The organism is Streptomyces sp. NPDC044719 (assembly GCF_056433405.1).
In genome coordinates, this window is the sequence record NZ_JBWKHE010000014.1 from 56,281 (window position 1) to 79,773 (window position 23,493).

Consider the following 23,493-nt stretch of genomic DNA (forward strand, 5'->3'; position numbering starts at 1 on the left):
CAGGGGGGTTCAGTGCAAGGGACGGAAGTGCCGCTCCAGGCCCTGCCAGACGTCGTCGTAACCCTGCTGCAGGTGTTCCGCCCGGGCCGCGTGCGGTGTGAGGGTCAGCGGCCAGCGGGTCTCGAACATGAACGCCAGTCCGTCGTCGATCTTCTGCGGCTTCAGCTCGGCGGCGCTCGCCCGGTCGAAGGTCTCCCGGTCCGGGCCGTGCGCCGACATCATGTTGTGCAGCGAACCGCCGCCCGGCACGAAACCTCCCTTTCCGGCCGTCTTCGCGTCGTAGGCGCCTTCGATCAGGCCCATGTACTCGCTCATCACGTTCCGGTGGAAGTACGGCGGCCGGAAGGTGTCCTCGCCCACCAGCCAGCGCGGCGCGAACACCACGAAGTCGACACCGGCCAGGCCCGGGGTGTCCGACGGGGACGTCAGCACCGTGAAGATCGACGGGTCCGGGTGGTCGTAGGTGATGGTGCCGAGCACATTGAAACGGCGCAGGTCATAGATGTACGGCACATGGTTGCCGTGCCAGGCGACGACATCGAGGGGGGAGTGGTCGTAGGTGGCCGTCCAGAGGTTGCCGCAGAACTTGTTCACCACCTCCACCGGGCCCTCGACGTCCTCGTAGGCGGCGACCGGGGCGCGGAAGTCCCGGGGATTGGCGAGCCCGTTCGCGCCGATCGGGCCCAGGTCGGGGAGGCGGAAGGGTGCGCCGTAGTTCTCGCACACATAGCCGCGGGCTGAAGCGTCCAGCAGCTCCACACGGAAGCGGACCCCACGCGGGACGAGCGCGACATGGCCCGGCTCCACATGGAGCAGACCGAACTCGGTGCGCAGCAGCAGCCCGCCGCGCTCCGGGACGATCAGCAGCTCACCGTCGGCATCGCTGAACACCCGCTCCATCGAGGCGTTGGCGGCATAGAGGTGCACGGCGACGCCGGTGCGCTGGGTGGCGTCGCCGTTGCCGCCCAGCGTCCACAGTCCGGCCAGGAAGTCGGTCTCGGGGGCCGGGTCGGGAAGGGGGTCCCAGCGCAGGCGGTTCGGGTCGGGCACGGTCTGCGTGAACGGAGCCGTGCGGATCGAGCCGTTGTGGGCCCGGGTGAACGCCGGGTGCGCGGCCGACGGGCGGATCCGGTACAGCCACGAGCGGCGGTTGTGGGACCGCGGCTCGGTGAAGGCCGTACCGCTCAGCTGCTCCGCGTACAGCCCGAGCGGGGCCCGCTGGGGTGAGTTGCGGCCCTCGGGCAGCGCGCCCGGCACGGCCTCGGAGCCGTGCTCGTTGCCGAAGCCGGAGAGATAGGTCAGCCCTTCGGCGGTCTTCCGCGCTCCCCCACGCTCGAACCCGCTCGTGCGGGAGGTACCCCCATCACCCATTGATCGCTGCTCCCTTGCGGTCGATTCCTATGTAACACCGTAGGATTGCGTTTTCCCCTGCGCAAGAGGGACACGCGCCCTCCTCTCGAGGGATGACCTGAACCCGACTTGAGGACGATCCGCCGGGTCGGACGTGCGTTCTACGCTCGCGGACATGACGTGGACACGTGGACCTCTCGCCCTGCTCGCGGTCTGCGTCCTGCTGGGCGGAGCCGGGGGCTGCGGCTCCGGTGACGCGCGGGAGCGGGGGAGCGGGGCCTCGTCCACGCCCGCGGGCACGCTCCTGGAGGACCGGGACCCCGAGGGGCGGCCCTTCCGTCAGGTGGCGCGGCGGGACGCGCCCGACGTCGGCATCGAGGTGCAGCCCGACGCGGGCGGCGGCTGGGACGTCCGGCTGGCTGTCCGCAAGTTCCGCTTCTCGCGGGCGGGTGCGGCGGGGGAGGCGGTGGCCGGGCGCGGACTCGCACACCTCTATGTGGACGGCCGTCTCGTCACCCGGCTCCGCACCACCGAGTACCGGCTGGCCGCCCACCTCGTCCCGCGCGGCACGCACCACGTCACGGCCCGCCTCTACGCCGACGACGGCACCGCCTGGGCGGTGGACGGCAGGCCCGTGGAGAGCACGGCCGACATCACCGCGTCGGAGCCCGGCCCGGGCGCGACGCCGAGTGCGAGCGCCCCGGGGGAAGCGCGCACGCACGCGACGGACCACCGGTCCCGGATCGGGGGGCGAGGTTCACCGGATCGCGCCGGAAAGGCATCATGAAGCCCGTGCCCCACGCGACATCGCTCCGTCGTGCGCCCGTGCAGCGGCGCAGTGCCGAACGCCTGACCAGGATCCTCGACGCCTGCGCCGACCTTCTCGACGAGGTCGGCTACGACGCCCTGAGCACCCGCGCCGTCGCCCAGCGGGCCGGCGTCCCCATCGGCTCGGTCTACCGCTTCTTCGGCAACAAACGCCAGATGGCCGACGCGCTGGCCCAGCGCAACCTCGAGCGGTACTCCGCCCGCGTCACCGAGCGCCTGCGGGAGACGGGCGACGGGGGCTGGCGCGTGGCCATGGACGCCGTGCTCGACGAGTACCTGGAGATGAAGCGCACCGCGCCCGGCTTCTCCCTCGTCGACTTCGGCAACCAGATCCCGGTCGGCTCCCGCCACACCGAACCCAACCACCGCGTCGCCGACCGCCTCACCGAGCTCCTCTCCGGCTACCTCGACCGCGAGCCCGACGAGGAGCTGCGCCGGGTGTTCCTCATCGCCGTCGAGACCGCCGACACCCTCGTGCACCTGGCGTTCCGGGTCATGCCGGAAGGGGACCCCAAGATCATCGAGGAGATGCGGGAAATGCTCCGGGCGTATCTGTCCCGGGTACTCGACTGACCCGATGCCGCCGGGGCCTCCCCTCCATGCATACCGGTCGGTATGCTCGGGCGCGTTCGTGCGCCACCGAAGCCGCCGCCCCCGGGAGGACCCGTGTCCCGCACCGCCCTGCGTATCTGTCCCCTGTGTGAGGCCACCTGCGGCCTGACGCTCACCATCGAGGGGACGCGCGTCACCCGTGCCCGGGGTGACCGCGACGACGTGTTCAGCGAAGGCTTCATCTGCCCCAAGGGCGCCTCCTTCGGAGCCGTCGACTCCGACCCCGACCGGCTGCGCGCCCCACTGGTGCGCAGGGACGGGGAGCTGCGCGAGGCCACCTGGGAGGAGGCCTTCGACGCCGTCGCCGCCGGCATTCGCCCGGTCGTCGAGCGCTACGGCCCGAACTCCGTCGGCGTCGTCCTCGGCAACCCCAACGTGCACACCATGGCCGGCGCCCTCTACCCGACGGTGCTGCTCGCCGGACTCGGCACCCGCAGCGTCTTCACCGCCTCCACGGTCGACCAGATGCCCAAGCACGTCTCCAGCGGACTGCTCTTCGGCGACGCGAACGCCATCCCCGTGCCCGACCTCGACCACACCGACCATCTGCTCCTCATCGGCGCCAACCCGCTGGAGTCCAACGGCAGTCTGTGCACCGCCCCCGACTTCCCGGGCAAGCTCAAGGCGCTCAAGGCCCGGGGCGGCACCCTCGTCGTCATCGACCCGCGGCGCACCCGGACCGCCAAGCTCGCCGACCGGCACATCGCCGTGCGGCCCGGGACCGACGCGCTGCTGCTGGCGGCGATGGCGCAGGTGCTCTACGCCGAGGGTCTGGTCGAGCCGACCCCGCACGTCCAGGGCGTCGAGGAACTGGCCGACGCCCTGCGGGAGTTCACCCCCGAAGCCGTGGCCCCGGCGTGTGACGTCGACGCCGGCCTCATCCGCACCCTCGCCCGCGAACTCGCCGCCGCCCCCACCGCCGCCGTCTACGGCCGCATCGGCAGCTGCACCGTCCCGCACGGCACCTTGGCCAGCTGGCTCGTCGACGTCCTGAACATCCTCACCGGCAACCTCGACCGGCCGGGCGGCGCGCTCTTCCCGCAGGCCGCCACCGACAAGACCCCGCGCCCCGCCGGACCCGGCCGCGGCTTCGCCCTCGGCCGCTGGCTCTCCCGGGTGAGCAGGCACCCCGAAGCGAAGGGCGAGCTGCCCCTGTCGGCCCTCGCCGAGGAGATCGACACCGCCACCGAGGAGGGCGAGCCGGTCCGCGCGCTGATCGCCGTCGCCGCCAACCCCGTGCTGTCCGCGCCCGACGGCGACCGGCTCGACAAGGCGCTCGACTCGCTCGACTTCATGGTCAGCGTCGACCCCTACCTCAACGAGACCTCACGCCACGCCCACGTCGTGCTGCCCCCGCCCCCGCCCTCCCAGAGCCCGCACCACGACTTCGCCTTCAACACCCTCGCCGTACGCAACCAGGTCCGCTACACCCGCCCCGCGGTCCCGCTGGAGCCGGGCCGCATGGCGGAGACGGAGATCCTGGCCCGGCTGATCCTCGCCGCGACGGGGATGCACGGGGCCGACCCCGCCGCCGTCGACCAGATGGTCATCGACCAGACCCTCGGCAAGGCGGTCAAGGAAGCCCATTCGCCCGTATACGGCCGCGATCCCCGCGAGCTCGCCGCCCGGCTCACCGGCGACACCGGCCCCGAACGACGGCTGGACATGATGCTGCGCCTCGGCCCCTACGGCGACGGCTTCGGCGTACGACCGGACGGGCTCTCCCTGGAGAAGCTGCTCGCGCATCCGCACGGCATCGACCTCGGCCCCCTGCGGTCCCGGCTCCCGCAGCCGCTGAAGACGCGGAGCGGCCTGGTGGAGCTGCTGCCGGGGCCGATCGCACAGGACCTGCCCCGGCTGCGCGCGGCCCTGACCGAACGCCCCGAGGGGCTCGTCCTGGTCGGCCGCCGTCATCTGCGCTCCAACAACAGCTGGATGCACAACGTGCCCGCCCTGACCGGCGGCTCCAACCGCTGCACCCTGCACATCCACCCCGCGGACGCCGAACGGCTGGGCGTGGCGGACGGTGCGCCGGTACGGGTCAAGGGCGCCGGGGGAGAGGTGACCGCACCGGCCGAGGTCACGGATGCCATCCGCAGGGGTGTGGTGAGCCTGCCGCACGGCTGGGGCCATGACCGGCCTGGCACCCGCCTCAGCCACGCCTCGACCGACCCAGGCGTCAACGTCAACCAGCTGCTCGACGGCCGTCTGCTCGACCCGCTGTCGGGCAACGCGGTCCTCAACGGAGTGCCCGTCGAATGCGCCCCGGCGGCCGAAAAGCTCATGCCGCTGACCTGAGCAAAGCTGTGACCAGCAGTTTTGCGCTTATTGCTCGCACGTCAACGTCTTGTTAACGCTGCTTGACGGGCCCTAACGTCTCGGGAACCGCCGGCCCTGGTGGAATGTTCAAGGGCGAACGTTAGGTACCCACTCATGCTGACCATCCTCGGCTTCGCCATGATCGCGACCTTCCTGGTCCTGATCATGATGAAGAAGATGTCGCCGATCGCGGCGCTCGTGCTGATTCCCGCTCTCTTCTGCGTGTTCGTCGGCAAGGGCGCCAAGCTCGGCGACTACGTCCTCGACGGCGTGACCGACCTCGCCCCCACCGCGGCGATGCTCATGTTCGCGATCGTCTACTTCGGCGTGATGATCGACGTCGGTCTCTTCGACCCGATCGTCCGCGGGATCCTCAAATTCTGTAAAGCGGACCCGATGCGGATCGTCGTGGGCACCGCGCTGCTCGCCGCGATCGTCTCGCTGGACGGCGACGGCTCCACCACCTTCATGATCACCGTCTCGGCGATGTACCCGCTGTACAAGCGCCTGAAGATGAGCCTGGTCGTGATGACCGGTGTGGCCGCGATGGCCAACGGCGTGATGAACACCCTCCCCTGGGGCGGCCCGACCGCCCGCGCCGCGACCGCGCTCAAGCTCGACGCCAGCGAGATCTTCGTCCCGATGATCCCGGCGCTCCTGGTGGGTCTGCTCTTCGTCTTCGGTCTCTCCTACGTGCTCGGTGTGCGTGAGCGCCGGAGGCTGGGGATGCTGACGCTGGACGAGGTGCTGGAGGAGGAGAAGGAGAGCGAGACGGTCCTCGTGGGCTCCGGCTCCGGTTCCGGTGACGGCAAGGTCTCCATGCGCAAGGGCGGCGCGGGCTCCGGCACCGGCGCGGACGCGGGCTCCGGCACCGGCGCGGACGCGGGCACCGGCACCGGAGCGGGCGCCGAGGGCGACGCCGAGGACGACGGCTTCCAGGGTCTCGACCCGAACCGGGCCACCCTGCGCCCCAAGCTCTACTGGTTCAACGCGCTGCTCACGGTCGTCCTGCTCACCGCCATGATCATGGAGTGGCTGCCGATCCCGGTGCTGTTCCTGCTCGGTGCCGCGCTGGCCCTCACCGTGAACTTCCCGCACATCCCCGACCAGAAGGCCCGGCTGGCCGCCCACGCCGACAACGTCCTGAACGTCGCCGGCATGGTCTTCGCCGCCGCCGTCTTCACCGGCGTCCTCCAGGGCACCGGCATGGTCGACAACATGGCCAAGTGGATGGTGGACGTCATCCCCGCGGGCATGGGCCCGCACATGGCCCTCGTCACCGGTGTGCTGAGCCTGCCGCTGACGTACTTCATGTCCAACGACGGCTTCTACTTCGGTGTCCTGCCCGTCCTCGCCGAAGCCGGTGCCGCGCACGGCGTCTCCCCGGTGGAGATGGCCCGCGCCTCGCTGGTCGGCCAGCCGCTGCACATGTCGAGCCCGCTCGTCCCGGCCGTCTACGTCCTGGTCGGCATGGCCAAGGTGGAGTTCGGCGACCACACCAGGTTCGTGGTCAAGTGGGCCGCCCTCACATGCCTCGTCATCCTCGGCGCGGGCATCCTGTTCGGAATCATCTGACCTTGTTCGACTCCAGTTGGAGGACATCGTGAGGCCCGGTGGGAATCGCGGCTGGCTGCTCCGCCTCGTCATCGCCTTCGGCTTCGCTCAGGCGGCGGTGTCGATGGCCCGGCCCGCCGTCTCCTACCGGGCCCTCGCGCTGGGCGCGGACGAACGCGCCGTCGGTGTGATCGCCGGTGTCTACGCGCTGCTTCCGCTGTTCGCCGCCGTCCCCCTGGGGCGTCGTACCGACCACGGCCGCTGCGCGCCCCTGCTGCCCTTCGGGGTGGTCCTCATCTCCGGCGGCTGCGCCCTCAGCGGCGTCGCCGGCTCCCTGGGGGCGATGGCCCTGTGGAGCGGGGTGATGGGCCTCGGCCACCTCTGCTTCGTCATCGGCTCCCAGTCCCTCGTCGCCCGTCAGTCCGCGCCGCACGACCAGGACCGCAACTTCGGTCACTTCACCATCGGCGCGGCGCTCGGCCAGCTGGTCGGCCCCATCGCCGCGGGCGCGCTGATCGGCGGCGAGGACATGGCGGGCACCAGCGCGCTCGCCCTGGTCGTGGCGGGCGGGATCGGCGCGGTCGCGTTCACCTCGCTGTGGCGCATCGAGCACCGCCGTACGGCGGCCACGTCCCGCGCGGACAAGGGCGACCGGGTCCCGGTCCGGGGCATCCTGCGCACCCGGGGCGTGCCCGCCGGCATTTTCATCAGCCTCGCCGTGCTGTCCGCGACCGACATCCTCACCGCGTACCTCCCGGTGGTCGGCGAGCACCGGGGCATCGCGCCGTCCGTGATCGGCCTCCTGCTCAGCCTGCGCGCGGCGGCCACCATCGCTTGCCGCCTGGTGCTGACGCCCCTGCTGCGGCTGCTCGGCCGGACCATGCTGCTCACCGTGACGTGTCTGCTGGCGGCCCTTCTGTGCGCGGGCATCGCCCTGCCGGTGCCGGTGTGGGCGCTCGGTCTGCTGCTCGTACTGCTCGGCTTCTGCCTGGGCGTCGGGCAGCCGCTGTCCATGACGACGGTCGTCCAGGCGGCACCCGACGAGGCCCGTTCCACCGCTCTCGCCCTGCGTCTGACCGGCAATCGGCTCGGGCAGGTCGCCGCGCCCGCCGCGGCCGGGCTGATCGCCGGGGTCGCGGGGGTAGCGGCGCCGTTCGTGATGCTGGGGGTGCTGTTGCTGGTGTCGTCGGGGGTCGCGGTGCGGTCGCCGCGGGAGCCGGACGAGGCGGGGCGGGAGCCGGACGAGGAGGGCGGAGCGGACGACCCCGAACCCCGGCGGAACGGGATGCGGTTGGGCCGGAAGAGCGACATCTGACGCGTCGTGGGCGCTGCTCCGGCGTTTCCGGGTGACATGTAGCAGATAGTCAGGTGACGAGGTGTTTGTATGAAAATCATCTGACTTGGAGGCATGTTCATGCCCGTCGTACCCCTCGCACGCCGTGCCGGCACCCGCACCGCCGTCCTCGCCGCTCTCACCCTCGCCGGCACCACCCTGAGCGGGGTGCCCGCTGTCGCCGCTCCGGGGGACAACGGGGACGTCAAGATCCACGCCACCGAGACGGCCGCCACTGATCGCCGCAACGATTCGAAGGTCTGCGACTTCTACCTCGCCGCGTTCGACTTCGAGGCGGGCGAGACGGTCAACTGGACCATCCAGGCGCTGCCCGAGGTCCCGGCCAAGAGCGGCTCGGTCACCCTCAACGCGGCCGGAGCGGGCCGCAGCCCGCTCATCGACCTTCCCAACGGGCAGTACAAGCTGACATGGCTCACCGACCGGGCCCACGGCGCGGGCAAGTTCAAGGTGTTCCAGGTCGCCTGCCCGGACTCCAAGGCCACCATCACCCCGAACGGCGGCGCCCCGGCGGGTGGTGGCGGCATCGCCCGTGCCGAGGCTTTCACCCCGGTCGCCGGCGCCGCCGCCGTCGGCCTGGCCGCCGTCGCCGGAGCGGTCTGGTTCCGCCTCCGCCGCCGCCCTGATGGCGCGGCGTAGGACACCATCCGCGTATCGCGCCGCTCCTGTGGGGCGGCGCGAGTCCGGGGCGGGCGGTGGTGCGGGTCCGGCGGGGTGGGGCGGGGGCGGCCCTGGAGCTGCCCCCGGGGGTCGGCGCGGGGGTGGGTCCGGCTACGACGGCCGCCTGGTGGGGTGGCGTGAGGCTGTGTCCGGTTCTGACGGCGGGGCGGCGGGGCGGCGGGCGGCTGGGTGCCGTTCTGACGGCGCTTTGGTGGGGCGGCGTGGGGGCGGGGCGGGGTTTGGGGCTGAGCCGGTGGCTCGGCGTGGGGGTGGGGCCGGTTCTGGTGTTGGTTCGGTGGGGCGGCGTGGGGCGGAGGCTGAAGCTGGGCCGGTAACTCGGCGTGGTGTTGGGTCCGGGTCCGTTGACGCTCCGGTGGCTCGGCGTGGGGCTGGTTCTGGATCCGTTGCCACATCTGTGCGGCGGGGGGCCGGAGTTGGGGGTGCCGCACCTCCGGTGGGTCGGCGAACGGGTGGGGCGGGTTCCGGTGCTGCGCCCGTGGTTCGGCGTGGGCCCGGGGGCAGCGGTCCTGGTGGGGTTGGAGGCCGCCGTGGGGCCGGTGGCAGTGGCCCCGGTGGGGTTGGAGGCCGCGGTGGGGCGGGAGGCAGTGGCCTCGGTGGGGTCGGAGGCCGCCGTGGGGCCGGGGGCAGCGGTCCTGGTGGGGCCGGTGGACGCCGTGGGGCGGGAGGCAGTGGCCCCGGTGGGGCCGGGGGCGGTGGCCCCACGGCCTGGCCCCGGCGGCCGCGCAGGCCCTGGTACCGGACGCGTGCCTACCGGCTGGCGCGGACGATCGCCGTGGCCTTCTCGTTGCTGTTGCTCGGTGTCTGCTGGGACCCGGGCGACGAGCCCAGCGAATCCGTCACGGCTCTGCCGACCGGCTCCGCCGAAGCTGCCGCGGACGCCCTGCCGGGCGACTCCGACACCGCCCCGGCCGGCGCCTCGGCCACTTCCGCCTGGCCCAGCCGCTCCGCGTCCACACCCGCCCAGCCGGGCAACGCCGCCTCCACCCCTGCCCTTCCAGGCCGCCCCACCGGCTCCCCGCCCGCCCGGCCCGGCCCCTCCGGATCCCCCGGGCCCGGTACCCGTACACCACAGGCACCCACATCCCGTACCGCCCCGGCTCAGGGACCCGGCGCCCAGACCTCCAGACCCCCCACCGGCAGCCACCCCGCGCCGGGCCGTCGCCCCGCAACCGGCACCCCCCACCCGAACCGCCCCCCGGCCTCCGAGCGCCCCCAGCCCCCCACCGCCCAACCACCCCGCCCCGCCACCCCCCACTCCCTGCCCCGCTCCCGCGCCACGCGCCTCCTCATCCCCTACCTCCGCGTCGACGCCCCGATCATGCCCCTGGGCCTCGACCGCGAACGACGGCTCACAGCGCCCCCGGAGGACAACCCGAGACTGGTCGGCTGGTACCAGCACGGCGCCTCGCCCGGCGAGCAGGGCACCGCCGTCGCCGTCGGGCATCTCGACACGGATCGCGGCCCCGCCGTCTTCGCGGGGCTGACGGAGCTGAAGCGGGGCCGGGAGATCAAGGCCCGCCGCGCCGACGGACGGATCGCCGTCTACACGGTCGACGCGATCAAGTCGTACGAGAAGGAGCACTTCCCGAGCCAGGAGGTGTACGGCGCCCGGGGCCGCCCCGAGCTGCGCCTGATCACCTGCGGCGGCGCCTACGACCGCAGGAAGGGCTACTCCGGGAACGTCGTGGTGTTCGCCCATCTCACCGCCGTCCGCTGACGCCCTGGCCGAATCAGGCCGTCCGCCTTCTCACCAGATGGACCGAAGCCCCCGATCCCGCCCGGTGTCTTCCCCCGGCCGCACACATTCCGTTAACTTCCGTGACCCACAGCCCCGTGCGACCCGTGCGGGGCCTCCGGCCCGCGGAGCACCAGCGCCCTGAAGACCCCTCGGGGGCATCTCATGACACGCGCCATCTCCCTGCACGACGTGAGCAAGGCCTATACGCGAGGCGCCCGCGTGGTGGACCGGCTGTCGCTGGACATCACGCCGGGCGAGTTCCTCGTACTGCTCGGCCCGTCCGGCTGCGGCAAGTCGACCGTGCTCAGAATGATCGCCGGGCTGGAGGAGATCGACGACGGCCAACTGCTGCTCGACGGCGAGTACGCCAACGACCTGCCGCCGTCCGGCCGGGACATGGCGATGGTCTTCCAGAACTTCGCCCTCTACCCGAACATGACCAGCCGGGCCAACATCGGCTTCCCGCTGCGCATCGAGGCCCCCGGCACGGACCCCCGCCCACGCGTGGACGCCACCGCCCGCATGCTGGGCATCGAGGACCTCCTGGACCGCCTGCCCGGCCAGCTCTCCGGCGGCGAACGCCAGCGCGTCGCGATGGGCCGGGCCATCGCCCGCCACCCCTCGGCCTTCCTGATGGACGAGCCGCTGTCCAACCTCGACGCCAAGCTCCGCAACCACCTGCGGGCCGAGATATCCCAGCTCACCCGGGAGCTGGGCGTCACCACCATCTACGTCACCCACGACCAGGCCGAGGCCATGTCGCTGGGCGACCGGGTCGCGGTGCTGCGCGGTGGCGTGCTCCAGCAGGTCGACAGCCCGCGCGCGGTCTACGCGATGCCCGGCAATGTGTTCGTCGCCGCCTTCATAGGCACCCCGCGCATCAACCTGCTGCGCGGCCTGGTGCGTGCCCCGCTGGACGGCGCGATGACCATCAGCCTGGGCAAGCAGTTCCTGCGCCTGCCCGAACCGCTCTCCCTGGACCACCAGTTGCTGCGGGTCCAGCAGGGCCGCGAGGTCATCGTCGGCCTGCGCTCGGAGGCCGTCCGGATCGCCAAGCACTCCTCGGCCCGCCCCGGCGAGGTGCCGATCACCGGCCTGGTCGAGCATGTGGAGTTCCAGGGGCACGAGATCCTCGTCCACTTCAACACCGGCTCCAGCCCCGCCGTCGTCCCCGAACTGGAGGCCCCGCGCCCCCGCCCCGGCCGCCCCGCCCGGCGGCGCCGCCGCGAGGGCTCGGTGCTCACCCGGCTGCGGGAGCGGTCCGCGGCCGGGCGGGCCGGACCCGTGGTCGCCCTGGACCACCCCGAGGCCGCCGCCCCCGCCACCGCCGAACCCCGCCTGCCCGGGGACCTCATCGTCCGCACCACCCCGGACCTGGCCCTCCGCCACGGCATGCAGGTGCCGCTCCTCGTCGACCTCGCCCATCTCTTCGTCTTCGACCAGAACGGCGACCGCATCTGCCCGCACCCGGCGCGCCTGCCCGACCTGGGGGAGTGAGGAGCCGCACACCCGGGCGGAGCCCGCTCCGTGCTGTGATGACGGGGTGACCGGGACGTCTGGCGTCAGAAAACTATCGCCGCTAGTTTATGTGCCGGACGACGACGCCCCGCCCCGGAGGAAGCGCGATGAAGGCACACGACGGCATGTACATCGGGGGCGCCTGGCGCCCGGCCGCAGGCCAGGACGTGATCGAGGTCGTGAACCCGGTCGACGAGAAGGTCATCGGCACGGTCCCGGCGGGCACCGCCGAGGACGTCGACACCGCCGTACGGGCCGCCCGCGCCGCCCTCGCGGCCTGGGCCGCGACCCCGCCCGCCGAGCGTGCGGCGCGCCTGGCCACCCTCCGGGACGTGCTCGTGGCCCGCGCCGACGAGATCGCCGAGACCGTCACGGCCGAACTCGGCTCACCCCTGAAGTTCTCGCAGGCCGTCCACGCGGGCGTGCCGATCGCGGTCGCGGGCTCCTACGCCGAACTGGCGGCCACGTACGCCTTCGAGGAGAAGACCGGCAACTCGGTGGTGCACCACGAGCCGGTCGGTGTCGTGGCAGCGATCACGCCCTGGAACTACCCCCTGCACCAGATCGTCGCCAAGGTCGCCCCGGCCCTCGCGGCGGGCTGCACGGTCGTCGTGAAGCCCGCCGAGGACACCCCGCTGGTCGCCCGCCTGTTCGCCGGCGCGGTGCACGAGGCCGGGATCCCGGCGGGCGTCTTCAACCTGGTCACCGGACTCGGCCCGGTCGCCGGCCAGGCCCTCGCCGAACATCCGGACGTCGACCTGGTCTCCTTCACCGGCTCCACCGCCGTCGGCCGCCACATCGCCGCGATCGCCGCCGGGCAGGTCAAGAAGGTCGCCCTCGAACTCGGCGGCAAGTCCGCCAACGTCATCCTCCCGAGCGCCGACCTGGCCAAGGCGGTCAACGTCGGGGTCGCCAATGTCATGTCCAACTCCGGGCAGACGTGCAGCGCCTGGACGCGCATGCTCGTCCACCGCGACCGGTACGACGAGGCCGTCGAGCTCGCCGCTGCCGCCGCCGCCAAGTACGGCGACCGCATCGGCCCGGTCGTCAACGCCAAGCAGCAGGCCCGGGTGCGCGGCTACATCGACAAGGGCGTCGCGGAAGGCGCCCGCCTGGTCGCAGGCGGCCCCGAATCCCCGCGCGAGACGGGCTACTTCGTCAGCCCGACCGTCTTCGCCGACGTCACCCCGGACATGACCATCGCCCAGGAAGAGATCTTCGGCCCGGTCCTGTCGATCCTCCCCTACGACGACGAGGAGGACGCCCTGCGCATCGCCAACGGCACGGTGTACGGCCTGGCCGGTGCCGTCTGGGCCGGTGACGAGGCAGAGGCGGTGGCCTTCGCACGCCGGATGGAGACCGGCCAGGTCGACATCAACGGCGGCCGCTTCAACCCCCTCGCGCCCTTCGGCGGGTACAAGCAGTCGGGCGTGGGCCGCGAACTCGGCGTGCACGGCCTGGCCGAGTACCTCCAGACCAAGTCCCTCCAGTTCTAGTCAGGGAGTTCCTTCCGTCATGGCTGTCCGCGCCGCCGTACTGCCCGCCGTCGGCTCCCCGCTGGAGATCACCGGCATCGACCTGCCGGACCCCGGACCCGGCCAGGTCCGCGTCCGGCTCGCCGCCGCCGGGGTCTGCCACTCCGACCTGTCCCTGTCCGACGGCACCATGCGCGTGCCCGTCCCCGCCGTCCTCGGCCACGAGGGCGCCGGCACGGTCGTCGCCGTCGGCGAGGGCGTCACCCACGTCGCGCCCGGCGACGGGGTCGTCCTCAACTGGGCCCCGTCCTGCGGTGCCTGCCACGCCTGCTCGCTCGGCGAGGTCTGGCTGTGCGCCAACGCCCTCAACGGCGCCGCCGACGTCTACGCCCGCACCACCGAGGGCACCGACCTCCACCCCGGCCTGAACGTCGCCGCGTTCGCCGAGGAGACGGTCGTGTCCGCCGCCTGCGTCCTGCCCGTGCCCCAGGGCGTACCGCTCACCGACGCGGCCCTCCTCGGCTGCGCCGTCCTCACCGGCTACGGCGCCGTCCACCACTCGGCGCAGGTCCGGCCCGGCGAGACGGTGGCGGTGTTCGGCGTCGGGGGAGTGGGCCTCGCAGCCCTCCAGGCCGCCCGGATCGCGGGTGCCTCGAAGATCGTCGCGGTGGACGTCTCCGCCGAGAAGGAGGAACTGGCCCGGGCGGCCGGTGCCACCGACTACGTCATCGCCTCCGAGCACACCGCCCGCGAGATCCGCGCCCTCACCGGCAAACAGGGCGTCGACGTCGCCGTGGAGTGCGCCGGCCGCGCGGTCACCATCCGCACGGCCTGGGACTCCACCCGGCGCGGCGGCCGCACCACGGTCGTCGGCATCGGCGGCAAGGACCAGCAGGTCACCTTCAACGCCCTCGAGATCTTCCACTGGGGCCGCACCCTCGCCGGCTGCGTCTACGGCAACTCCAACCCGGCCGAGGACCTCCCGGTGCTCGCCGAACACGTCCGGGCGGGCCGCCTCGACCTGAGCGCGCTGGTGACGGAGCGGATCTCCCTGGAGGGCATCCCGGCCGCGTTCGAGAACATGCTGGCGGGCAAGGGCGGCCGGGCACTGGTCGTCTTCTAGCCCGCTTCCCCCACGCCCCGGCCTCCACGCGAGGCCGGGGCCTCAGGCGTGCCCGCACACGCGGTCGGTGCCAAGTACAGGTAAAAGTCCTGGTGCGCGACCCGTTGACGTACATACCGTCCGGTCAGTACGTTCCCCGGACTCGAGTCAGCCCCTGTTCCCATCCGAGCCACCCCCCGTTCCGTCCCCGCACCCACCGGAGCGTGCACCGCATGGACACGGCCCCTTCCGCTCAGCCCGCCACCACCACCCCGGCCGCCGGCAACCGCCGCCGGGTAGCCACCGCGGCAGCGCTCGCCTCGGCCGTCGAGTGGTACGACTACTTCGTCTTCGGCATCGCCGCCGCCCTCGTCCTCGGCGATCTCTACTTCCCCGCGGGCAGCCCCACCGCCGGCGTCCTGGCCTCGTTCGCCACCTTCGCCGTCGGCTTCCTCGCCCGCCCCATCGGCGGCATCGTCGCGGGCCACCTGGGCGACAAGCGCGGCCGCAAGCCGATGCTGGTCCTCGCCCTCACCCTGATGGGCGTGGCCACCACCGGCATCGGCCTGCTGCCGACGTACGAAACGATCGGCGTCGCGGCCCCGATCCTGCTGGTCCTGCTCCGCGTCGCCCAGGGCGTCGCCGTCGGCGCCCAGTGGGGCGGCGCGATGCTCCTGGCCACCGAGTACGCCCCGGAGGGCAAGCGCGGTGTCTACGGCAGTGTCGTCCAGCTCGGCGTCCCCATCGGCGTGGTGACCGCCAACACGGTCTTCCTGGCCGCCGGCGCCCTCACCACCGACTCGGCGTTCGCGGCCTGGGGTTGGCGCGTGCCGTTCCTGGTCGGTCTGCTGGTCCTCGGACTCGCCTGGTACATCCACACCCGCGTCGAGGAGACCCCCGCGTTCCGGGAGGCCGAACGTGCCCTCGCGGAGAAGGAGAAGACCGAGCAGAGCTCGCCGCTGCGCACGATCCTGCGCGGCCACCTCGGCACGGTCCTCCTCGCCGGCGGCTCCTTCGCCGTCAACACCGCGACCTTCTACATCCTGATCACCGGCGTCCTCGACTACACGACCCGCGAGCTGGACATGAAGAAGAGCGCGGTGCTCACCGTCTCGCTCTGCGTCAGCCTCACCCAGCTCGTGCTCATCCCGGCTGCCGCCGCGCTCTCCGACCGTGTCGGCCGCATCCGGATCTACGCCCTCGGCGCCGTCGGCATCGCGCTGTGGGCCGTACCGCTCTTCCTGCTGATCGACACCGGCTCGCTGCTGTGGCTCGCCGTCGGCACGTTCGTCGCCAGCTGCTTCCTGAGCATCATGTACGGCCCCCAGGCCGCCCTGTTCGCGGAGCTGTTCACGCCCGAGATGCGCTACACCGGCGCCTCCCTCGGCTACCAGATCGCGGCCGTGGCCGGCGGCGGGCTCGCGCCCTTCGTCATGGTGCTGCTGCTGGAGGCGACGGGAACGTCGATGGCCGTGTCCGGCTACATCATCGTGCTCTCGGTGATCGCGCTGGTCTCGATCAAAGTCCTCGCGGACCGTGCCCGTGCGGCGGAACCGGCGGCGGAACCCGCGACCGAGCCGGCGACGGAGGCCGAGTCAGCGGGCTGAGTCCGCGGCCTCCTCGGGCCGGGGCTCCGGAGCCGCTCCCGGAGCCCCGCCCCGAGCCGCCGCCCGCGACCGCGACCGGGACACCGCGACACCCGCCAGGCACAGCACGCCGCCGACCAGGGTCAGCAGTCCCGGCACCTCGCCGAGGAACAGCCAGGACATCAGGACGACCAGCGCGGGCGCCGCGTACGTCGTCGCGCCCATCCGGCTCGCGGTCGTCCGGGACAGGGCGTACGCCCACGTCGTGAAGGCGAGGGCGGTCGGGAAGACGCCCAGGTACACCATGTTGAGCGTCGCGGAGGCAGGCGCCTCGGCGGCCTCCTGGACCAGCTGCCCCGCGAACGGCAGACACAGCACCGCGCCGACCAGGCACCCGAACGTCGTCACCTGCAAGGGACTCGCCGTGCCCAGCGCGGGCTTCTGCGCCACGACACCACCGGCGTACGCGACCGCCGCCAGCAGGCACAGCACCACCCCGAGCACCGAGGACCCACCCTCGCCCGACATCGAGAGACTCACCGTCACCGCGCCGGCGAACGACACCGCCATCCCCGCCAGCAGCCGCGGCGGCATCGGGTCCCCGAGCAGCCTGGCACCCAGCAGCGCGATCAGGATCGGCCCGGTGTTCACGACCAGGGCGGCCGTACCCGCGTCGACCTGCTGCTCGCCCCAGTTGAGCGCGACCATGTAGAAGCCGAACCACAGCAGCCCCGATATCGCGATCCCGCGCCAGGCCGAGCGCGGCGGCAGTCCCTCCCGCCGCAGCAGGCAGATCAGGCCCAGCGTCAGCACCCCGGCCAGCAGCCGCCCGAGCGCCAGCGCGCCCGGCGAGTACGCGTCGCCCGCGCTGCGGATCGAGACGAAGGCGGACGCCCACAGCACGACGGTGACCGCGGCCGCCCCGGCGGCCAGCAGTTCCGCCCGGCGGCCGGGACGGGACGGGGAGGTGTTCATCATGCTCCAGAGGCTAGGAGGGGTGGAGGGGCGGACGCTCGCGGTTTTCGGACCGGGCGTCGAGGCATGCCGGGCGGTGGTGTGTCCGGGCCGGTCCGGCCAGGATTCGAGGTCAGCGCAGCGCCGCCGCCTCCACACCCAGCAGATCGAAGAGGGCCCGTTCACCGGCCGCCGTCACCTTCACGGCACGCTCGGAGCCGATGCGCACGCACCACCCCGTGTCCAGGGCGTGCCGGCACAGGGCCGCGCCCGCCACGCCCGCGAGATGGGGCCGGCGTTCGGTCCAGTCGAGACAGGCCCGCGCCAGGGGACGCCGGCCGCGCCGTTCGAGGCCGATACCGGCCGACGCGAACCACGCCAGGCCCGTGTCGGTGAGCGCGAACCCGGTCTCCTGCTGCAGCAGCCCGCGTGCCGTCAGTGCGTCGGTGACCGCGATGCCGAGCCGGCCGGCGAGATGGTCGTAGCAGGTGCGGCCCCGGGCCATGGCCGAACCCGCGCTCGACTCCCGCAGGCTCCGCGGCCGTACGGCCGTGCCCGGCGCGACCTGTGCGGCCAGGTCCTCCACCAGCTGCGCGACCCGCGCGTCGGCCAGCCGGACGTACCGGTGCCGGCCCTGCCGCTCCTCGGCGAGCAGCCCGCCCGCGACGAGCCTGCTCAGGTGCTCGCTCAGCGTGGAAGCGGCGACACCCGCGTGCCGCGCCAGCTCGCCCGCCGTCCAGGCCCGTCCGTCGAGCAGCGCCAGCAGGCACGCGGCCCGGGTCTCGTCCGCGAACAGTCCGGCGAGCCGTGCCAGGCTCGTGGCCCGCGGGTCCCTCGTCGTCATGGCCCCAGCATGGGACACGGACCGTTCGGCCGCCGCCGAAGTGTCCCTACGCGGTCCGCCGCACTTGCTCGTACTGCCGTGCCAGCCCGTCCAGCAGGGCCGTCAGCCCCGTCTCGAAAGCCCGCTCGTCGATCTTCTCCTGCTGCTCGGCGAGGAGATGGGCCTGCTGGAGATGGGGGTAGTCGGCGGGGTCGTAGGCGCTCGCGTCGTCCACGAAGCCCCCGGCGAAGGAGCCGAGCGCGGAGCCCATCACGAAGTACCGCATCAGCGCGCCGATGGACGTGGCCTGCGCCGGCGGCCAGCCCGCGGCGACCATCGCGCCGTAGACGGCGTCCGCGAGGCGCAGCCCCGCCGGGCGGCGGCCGGGGCCGCGGGCCAGCACCGGGACGATGTTCGGGTGGTCGCGCAGCGCGGCCCGGTAGGAGACGGCCCAGTCGTGCAGCGCGGTCCGCCAGTCGCGGCCGTCCTCGAACATCGTCAGGTCCACCTGACCGCTCACCGAGTCGGCGACCGCCTCCAGGATCTCGTCCTTCGTGCGGAAGTGGTTGTACAGCGAGGGCCCGCTGACGCCCAGTTCGGCGGCGAGCCGTCGGGTGGAGACGGCCGCGAGGCCCTCCGCGTCCACGAGCACACGAGCGGTCTCGATGATCCGGTCTGTGCTGAGCAAGGGCTTGCGCGGTCGGGCCATGGCGCACATAGTAGGGCTGCGGCTGGAAACTAGCAGTGCTAATTTAAATGTACGGTTTTCAAGTGGGGTGACTCGTGGTGAACCTGGAGCTCAGCGAGGAGCAGAGCGCGGTCCGGCGGCTCGCACGCGACTTCGTGGAGCGTGAGATCACCCCGAACGTCATCGCCTGGGACCGCGCCGAGGAAGTCGACCGCGCGATCGTCAAGAAGCTCGGCGAGGTCGGCTTCCTGGGCCTGACCGTCGACGAGGAGTACGGCGGATCCGGCGGCGACCACCTCGCGTACTGCCTGGTCACTGAGGAACTGGGGCGGGGTGACTCGTCCGTGCGCGGCATCGTCTCCGTCTCGCTGGGGCTCGTCGCCAAGACCGTCGCCGCGTGGGGGAGCGAAGAGCAGAAGCGGCGGTGGCTGCCCGGGCTCACCTCCGGCGAGACGGTCGGCTGCTTCGGCCTGACCGAGCCGGGCACGGGCTCGGACGCGGGCAACCTCGCGACCCGAGCGGTCCGGGACGGCGACGACTACGTCATCAGCGGCACCAAGATGTTCATCACCAACGGCACCTGGGCCGACGTCGTCCTGCTCTTCGCCCGCTCCACGGACGCCCCCGGCCACAAGGGCGTCTCCGCCTTCCTCGTCCCCACCGGCACGCCCGGCCTGACGCGCCGCACGATCCACGGGAAGCTGGGGCTGCGCGGCCAGGCAACGGCCGAACTGGTGCTGGACGACGTACGCGTGCCCGCCTCGGCGCTGCTGGGGGAGGAGGGCAAGGGCTTCTCGGTCGCCATGTCCGCCCTGGCCAAGGGCCGGATGTCGGTCGCCGCGGGCTGTGTCGGCATAGCCCAGGCCGCGCTGGACGCGGCGGTGCGGTACGCGGGCGAGCGCGAGCAGTTCGGGAAGCCCATCGCCCGGCACCAGCTCGTCCAGGAGCTGATCAGCGACATCGCCGTGGACGTCGACGCCGCCCGGCTGCTGACCTGGCGGGTCGCCGATCTGATCGACCGGGGGTGTCCGTTCGCCGTCGAGTCGTCCAAGGCCAAGCTGTTCGCCTCGGAGGCGGCCGTCCGCGCCGCGAACAACGCGCTCCAGGTCTTCGGCGGATACGGCTACATCGACGAGTACCCGGCGGGCAAGCTGCTGCGGGACGCCCGTGTGATGACCCTCTACGAGGGCACCAGTCAGATCCAGAAGCTGGTCATCGGGCGTGCGCTGACGGGAGTTTCGGCGTTCTGAGTACCTTCTGAGTACGTCGGCGGATGTGGCGCTGGCCACTTCGGCCGAAGCTTGCCCCCATGAGTGACACACCGGGTAAGCAGAACACCGCGGCCTTCTACGGCCAGGCCGTCGCCTCGTTCGCCGTCGCCATGGCGGCCACCGCCATCGGCATCTACCATCTCAGCGCCGACGCCTGGGTCCGGGGCTTCCTCGCCATCGCCGTCCTCTACCTGGTCACCTCCTCCTTCACCCTGGCCAAGGTGATCCGGGACCGGCAGGAGGGGGCGGCGGCCCCCGCCTACACCCCCTTCGAGAAGCACTGACCGGCCGCACTAAGCGCCCGCTCACCTTCAACGGTATGGTGGTGCCCCTGCCAGTGGAGAGGGGCACGTGATGGGTACGGCGGAGGAGACGGCCGGCGGCGAGGCGCAGGCGTGGGGCGAGGTCACGCCCGACGCGGCGCGGCGGCTGCTGATCGCCGCGGTGGAGGCCTTCGCCGAGCGCGGGTACCACGCCACGACGACCCGTGACATCGCGGGTCGCGCCGGGATGAGCCCGGCGGCGCTCTACATCCACTACAAGACCAAGGAAGAGCTGCTGCACCGCATCAGCAGGATCGGGCACGCGAAGGCCCTGGAGATCCTGCGGACGGCGGCCCGGCGCGAGGGCAGCGCCCGTGAGCGCCTGGCCGACGCGGTCAGTTCCTTCGTCCGCTGGCACGCCGGCGGGCGCACCACGGCGCGGGTCGTCCAGTACGAGCTGGACTCGCTCGGGCCTGACGCCCGGGCCGAGATCCTCGCGCTGCGCCGGCAGTGCGACGACGAGGTGCACCAGGTCATCGAGGACGGCGTGGCGTCGGGCGAGTTCGACGTGCTCGACGTCAAGGGGACCACCCTCGCGGTGCTCTCCCTCTGCATCGACGTGGCCCGCTGGTTCAACGTCGACGGGCCGTGGACGCCGGACGAGGTCGGCGCGCTGTACGCCGACCTCGTGCTGCGGATGGTCGGAGCCGGGGAGCCGGCGCCGGCTCAGAAGTAGTAGCGCGCCACGGACTCGGCGACGCAGACGGGCTTGTCGCCGCCCTCGCGTTCCAGGGTGAAGGCGACGGTGACCTGGACACCGCCGGTCACCTCCTCGACGCCGGTGATCGTGGCGGTCGCGCGCAGCCGGGAACCGACCGGCACGGGCGCGGGGAAACGCACCTTGTTCGTGCCGTAGTTGACGCCCATCTTCACGCCCTCGACGGCGATCAGCTGCGGCCCGAAGAGGGGGAGCAGCGACAGGGTCAGATAGCCGTGCGCGATGGTCGTGCCGAAGGGGCCCGCGGCGGCCTTCTCGGGGTCGATGTGGATCCACTGATGGTCACCGGTGGCGTCCGCGAAGAGGTCGATCCGCTTCTGGTCGATGTCGAGCCAGTCGGTGTACCCCAGATGCTCGCCCACCGCCGACTTCAGGTCGTCGACGGACGTGAAGATCCTCGGCTGTGCCATGTCCCGGCCTCTCGCATGTCAGGGATGCTGTTTTTCTAAGCGACTGCTTAGCATGGTCGGCGCCGGGGGGTCGTGTCAACGGACTGGGTAGGGTTCGATGGGTGCCCCAGATTCCAGAGAAGATCCATGAGCTCACGGTCGGCCAGCTCGCGGCGCGCAGTGGCGCGGCCGTCTCCGCGCTGCACTTCTACGAGTCCAAGGGCCTGATCGGCAGTCGCCGGACCTCCGGCAACCAGCGCCGCTACTCCCGTGACACGCTCCGCCGGGTCGCCTTCATCAGGGCCGCGCAGCGGGTCGGCATCCCGCTGGCCACGATCCGCGAGGCGCTGGCGGAACTCCCCGAGGAGCGGACGCCGACGAAGGAGGACTGGGCCCACCTCTCGGAAGCCTGGCGCTCCGAACTGGACGAACGCATCAAGCAGCTGAACCGCCTTCGAGACCACCTCACCGACTGCATCGGCTGCGGCTGCCTCTCCCTCGAAGGCTGTGTCCTCTCCAACCCGGACGACGCCTTCGGCGAACGCCGCACGGGCTCCCGCCTGATGGTGGACAAGAACCGCGGGTAGCTGTAGCTGCGGGCAGCTCGCCGCCCTGCGGGCATGCGTGCCGCTGGGGGCGGCACGGGTGGGCGGTGGGGGTCCCCCCGCTCGAGCGAAGCCGAGAGTGGGGGAGGCACCCAGCTCCGCCGGGCTGCGCAACGCCCCGACCTCAGTGACAACGCCGAGCATCTGCCGCCTGACCAAGGGCGTACTCACCCAACCCCGCCCCCACCAACTCCGCATTGGACCCGGCCCGCCTCCCGTCCGGCAGCACCAGCACATCCTCCAGCCCGACCCGCGTAGCCACCCCCAACCGCCCCGCGAGCCGCAGCACAGGCCAAGCACCCCCGTCCTCCCCATGCAGCAGCACAGGACGGCCATGGGCAGAACCGATCTCGGACAACAACGCCCGCGCGGAAGCCACCGCGCTCAACGGCTCCGTGTCCATCACCTCGGCCAGCACTCGCAGTACCTTCGGCCCGAGCCGAGACGCGGCGAACCGCTCCGCCCCGTCCGTCCCCGACCAGATACCGGCCTCCACCCCCACCCCGAGATCGAGAAGCGCGGCGGCCACCTCCTCCGCCCCCGGCTCATGCCAGTTGACCGACGCGTGATCGGGCAGCACGGTCCAGCCCCGGACCCGGTCCAGCCTGGCGGTGGGGTCCGGCTCCGCCCACGCCCCCGTCGTCACACCGACCGGCACCGACACCCGCGCCCGGATCGCTTCCAGCGTCACCGCGAGCACCCGCGGCGACAGCGTGTCCCGCCCGCACGGCGTCTTGGGATGGACATGGATGTCCGTCGCCCCGGCCGCGACGGCCTCCGCCGCGGACTCGGCCATCGCCTCGGGCGACAGCGGCACCGCCATACCGTCGGCGGCTCCCCGCGTCCCGTTCAGACACACCTGCACCATGTCCCGATGGTGCCAGTCACCACTGACAGCCGGCCCCGGCGGCGACAGTGGGGGTGCGGCATCCCCGGCGCACCCCCCGCGCACCCGCGTTCGTCAAGCCGACATCAACAGTGGCCGTGCCCGCCTGGCGTACGCCAGGGACTCGGGCGTGAGCACGGGACGCGGTACCAGGATTCCGCAGTCCGTGCAGACCGGACCCGCCGATGGTTCGTGGTCCAGGTCGTACTTCCAGGCGAGTTGTTCCCCGCCGCACACCGGGCACGCCGAGCCCGGTTCGCGCTCCAGCGCGGCGATCAGCCGGCGCAGCACCTCGGCCAGCGGTTCACGGGGATGGACCGCCGGATCGTCGCACCACGCCACGCCGAAACCGCCCCAGGTCAGCCGGTGCCAGTCGTCCACGCTGCCCGGCCGGCGCAGTCCGTCGTGCTTCTCCTTCTTGCGGCGCTCGGCGAACTCGACCTCGTAGGCCAGCCAGACCGCCCGCGCCTCCTCCAGTTCGTCCAGTGCGGCCACGAGCCGCACTGGATCGGGGGACCGGTCCTCGGGACCGAATCCCGCCCGGGCGCACAAATGGTCCCAGGTCGCCCTGTGCCCGTAAGGGGCGAACCTCTCAAGGCACTTGCGCAGCGAATAGCGCCGCAAAGCCAGATCGCACCGCGGATCACGGACCTGTCTCGCCAGACTCCGGAAACCGGCCATCGTCCTGCACCTCCGTCACACCTGCACCTGTAATCCGGTCA

22 protein-coding genes are annotated in these 23,493 nt (G+C 72.4%); 15 read left to right on the forward strand and 7 right to left on the reverse strand.

What is annotated here, in order from left to right; genetic code table 11:
• Window positions 1-9: 9 nt before the first annotated feature.
• The gene (gene hmgA / locus AC07DF_RS39225; RefSeq protein WP_478981998.1) at window positions 10-1,371 is read right to left on the reverse strand and encodes a homogentisate 1,2-dioxygenase; all 1,362 of its coding nucleotides are present in this window, start codon (window positions 1,369-1,371) and stop codon (window positions 10-12) included.
• 154 nt (window positions 1,372-1,525) lie between these two features.
• Between hmgA and AC07DF_RS39230 the strand changes: the two genes are divergently transcribed.
• The 11 genes from AC07DF_RS39230 to AC07DF_RS39280 all read left to right on the forward strand — a co-directional run bounded on the left by AC07DF_RS39230 (window position 1,526) and on the right by AC07DF_RS39280 (window position 16,135).
• On the forward strand, window positions 1,526-2,137 hold the full coding sequence (locus AC07DF_RS39230) for a hypothetical protein (protein WP_478982000.1): 612 nt from the start codon (window positions 1,526-1,528) through the stop codon (window positions 2,135-2,137).
• Window positions 2,134-2,751 (forward strand): TetR/AcrR family transcriptional regulator, encoded by a 618-nt coding sequence (locus AC07DF_RS39235; protein ID WP_478982002.1) that lies wholly within the window; start codon window positions 2,134-2,136, stop codon window positions 2,749-2,751. Before AC07DF_RS39230 ends, AC07DF_RS39235 begins: the two co-directional genes overlap by 4 nt.
• 93 nt (window positions 2,752-2,844) lie before the next feature.
• Entirely contained in the window at window positions 2,845-5,088 is a 2,244-nt protein-coding gene (locus tag AC07DF_RS39240) for a molybdopterin oxidoreductase family protein (protein WP_478982004.1), read from the forward strand.
• A gap of 135 nt (window positions 5,089-5,223) precedes the next feature.
• Complete coding sequence (locus AC07DF_RS39245) at window positions 5,224-6,684, forward strand: CitMHS family transporter (RefSeq protein WP_478982006.1); 1,461 nt, start codon at window positions 5,224-5,226, stop codon at window positions 6,682-6,684.
• A gap of 28 nt (window positions 6,685-6,712) precedes the next feature.
• Window positions 6,713-7,978, forward strand: coding sequence for an MFS transporter (locus tag AC07DF_RS39250; protein WP_478982009.1), 1,266 nt, complete (start codon window positions 6,713-6,715; stop codon window positions 7,976-7,978).
• Between the two features lie 93 nt (window positions 7,979-8,071).
• Complete coding sequence (locus AC07DF_RS39255) at window positions 8,072-8,653, forward strand: hypothetical protein (protein WP_391111242.1); 582 nt, start codon at window positions 8,072-8,074, stop codon at window positions 8,651-8,653.
• An 814-nt stretch (window positions 8,654-9,467) separates the two neighbouring features.
• On the forward strand, window positions 9,468-10,412 hold the full coding sequence (locus tag AC07DF_RS39260; protein ID WP_478982011.1) for a class F sortase: 945 nt from the start codon (window positions 9,468-9,470) through the stop codon (window positions 10,410-10,412).
• 183 nt (window positions 10,413-10,595) lie between these two features.
• A complete protein-coding gene (locus AC07DF_RS39265; protein ID WP_478982013.1) occupies window positions 10,596-11,930 on the forward strand; it encodes an ABC transporter ATP-binding protein in 1,335 nt (444 codons plus the stop codon).
• Between the two features lie 128 nt (window positions 11,931-12,058).
• Window positions 12,059-13,447 carry an aldehyde dehydrogenase family protein gene (locus AC07DF_RS39270; RefSeq protein WP_478982015.1) on the forward strand — a complete coding sequence of 463 codons (1,389 nt, stop codon included), beginning with the start codon at window positions 12,059-12,061 and terminating at the stop codon, window positions 13,445-13,447.
• Between the two features lie 19 nt (window positions 13,448-13,466).
• Complete coding sequence (locus tag AC07DF_RS39275) at window positions 13,467-14,549, forward strand: Zn-dependent alcohol dehydrogenase (protein ID WP_478982017.1); 1,083 nt, start codon at window positions 13,467-13,469, stop codon at window positions 14,547-14,549.
• A 212-nt stretch (window positions 14,550-14,761) separates the two neighbouring features.
• Window positions 14,762-16,135 carry an MFS transporter gene (locus AC07DF_RS39280; protein WP_478982019.1) on the forward strand — a complete coding sequence of 458 codons (1,374 nt, stop codon included), beginning with the start codon at window positions 14,762-14,764 and terminating at the stop codon, window positions 16,133-16,135.
• Here the strand turns inward: AC07DF_RS39280 and AC07DF_RS39285 are convergent.
• From AC07DF_RS39285 to AC07DF_RS39295, 3 genes are all read right to left on the reverse strand, one after another.
• A complete protein-coding gene (locus AC07DF_RS39285) occupies window positions 16,124-17,092 on the reverse strand; it encodes a DMT family transporter (RefSeq protein WP_478982022.1) in 969 nt (322 codons plus the stop codon). The two genes, AC07DF_RS39280 and AC07DF_RS39285, sit on opposite strands and share 12 nt — an antisense overlap.
• 109 nt (window positions 17,093-17,201) lie before the next feature.
• On the reverse strand, window positions 17,202-17,912 hold the full coding sequence (locus tag AC07DF_RS39290; protein WP_478982024.1) for an ArsR/SmtB family transcription factor: 711 nt from the start codon (window positions 17,910-17,912) through the stop codon (window positions 17,202-17,204).
• Window positions 17,913-17,958: 46 nt separating this feature from the next.
• On the reverse strand, window positions 17,959-18,609 hold the full coding sequence (locus AC07DF_RS39295; RefSeq protein WP_454363484.1) for a TetR/AcrR family transcriptional regulator: 651 nt from the start codon (window positions 18,607-18,609) through the stop codon (window positions 17,959-17,961).
• Window positions 18,610-18,677: 68 nt separating this feature from the next.
• On the opposite strand from AC07DF_RS39295, the gene AC07DF_RS39300 reads away from it, so the two are divergent.
• The 3 genes from AC07DF_RS39300 (at window position 18,678) to AC07DF_RS39310 (ending at window position 20,849) form a co-directional block, all read left to right on the forward strand.
• A complete protein-coding gene (locus AC07DF_RS39300) occupies window positions 18,678-19,829 on the forward strand; it encodes an acyl-CoA dehydrogenase family protein (RefSeq protein WP_478982027.1) in 1,152 nt (383 codons plus the stop codon).
• A 59-nt stretch (window positions 19,830-19,888) separates the two neighbouring features.
• Window positions 19,889-20,134, forward strand: coding sequence for a YiaA/YiaB family inner membrane protein (locus AC07DF_RS39305; protein ID WP_478982028.1), 246 nt, complete (start codon window positions 19,889-19,891; stop codon window positions 20,132-20,134).
• A gap of 70 nt (window positions 20,135-20,204) precedes the next feature.
• A complete protein-coding gene (locus AC07DF_RS39310) occupies window positions 20,205-20,849 on the forward strand; it encodes a TetR/AcrR family transcriptional regulator (RefSeq protein WP_478982029.1) in 645 nt (214 codons plus the stop codon).
• On the opposite strand, the gene AC07DF_RS39315 is transcribed toward AC07DF_RS39310, so the two are convergent.
• Window positions 20,840-21,301, reverse strand: coding sequence for a MaoC family dehydratase (locus AC07DF_RS39315; RefSeq protein ID WP_478982031.1), 462 nt, complete (start codon window positions 21,299-21,301; stop codon window positions 20,840-20,842). The genes AC07DF_RS39310 and AC07DF_RS39315 overlap by 10 nt on opposite strands.
• A gap of 101 nt (window positions 21,302-21,402) precedes the next feature.
• Between AC07DF_RS39315 and soxR the strand changes: the two genes are divergently transcribed.
• Window positions 21,403-21,867 carry a redox-sensitive transcriptional activator SoxR gene (gene soxR / locus AC07DF_RS39320; RefSeq protein WP_478982033.1) on the forward strand — a complete coding sequence of 155 codons (465 nt, stop codon included), beginning with the start codon at window positions 21,403-21,405 and terminating at the stop codon, window positions 21,865-21,867.
• A gap of 142 nt (window positions 21,868-22,009) precedes the next feature.
• On the opposite strand, the gene AC07DF_RS39325 is transcribed toward soxR, so the two are convergent.
• Complete coding sequence (locus tag AC07DF_RS39325) at window positions 22,010-22,753, reverse strand: 3-keto-5-aminohexanoate cleavage protein (RefSeq protein WP_478982035.1); 744 nt, start codon at window positions 22,751-22,753, stop codon at window positions 22,010-22,012.
• Window positions 22,754-22,846: 93 nt separating this feature from the next.
• Window positions 22,847-23,452: a hypothetical protein gene (locus tag AC07DF_RS39330; protein ID WP_382589857.1), complete on the reverse strand. Its 606-nt coding sequence runs from the start codon at window positions 23,450-23,452 to the stop codon at window positions 22,847-22,849.
• Window positions 23,453-23,493: the final 41 nt, after the last annotated feature.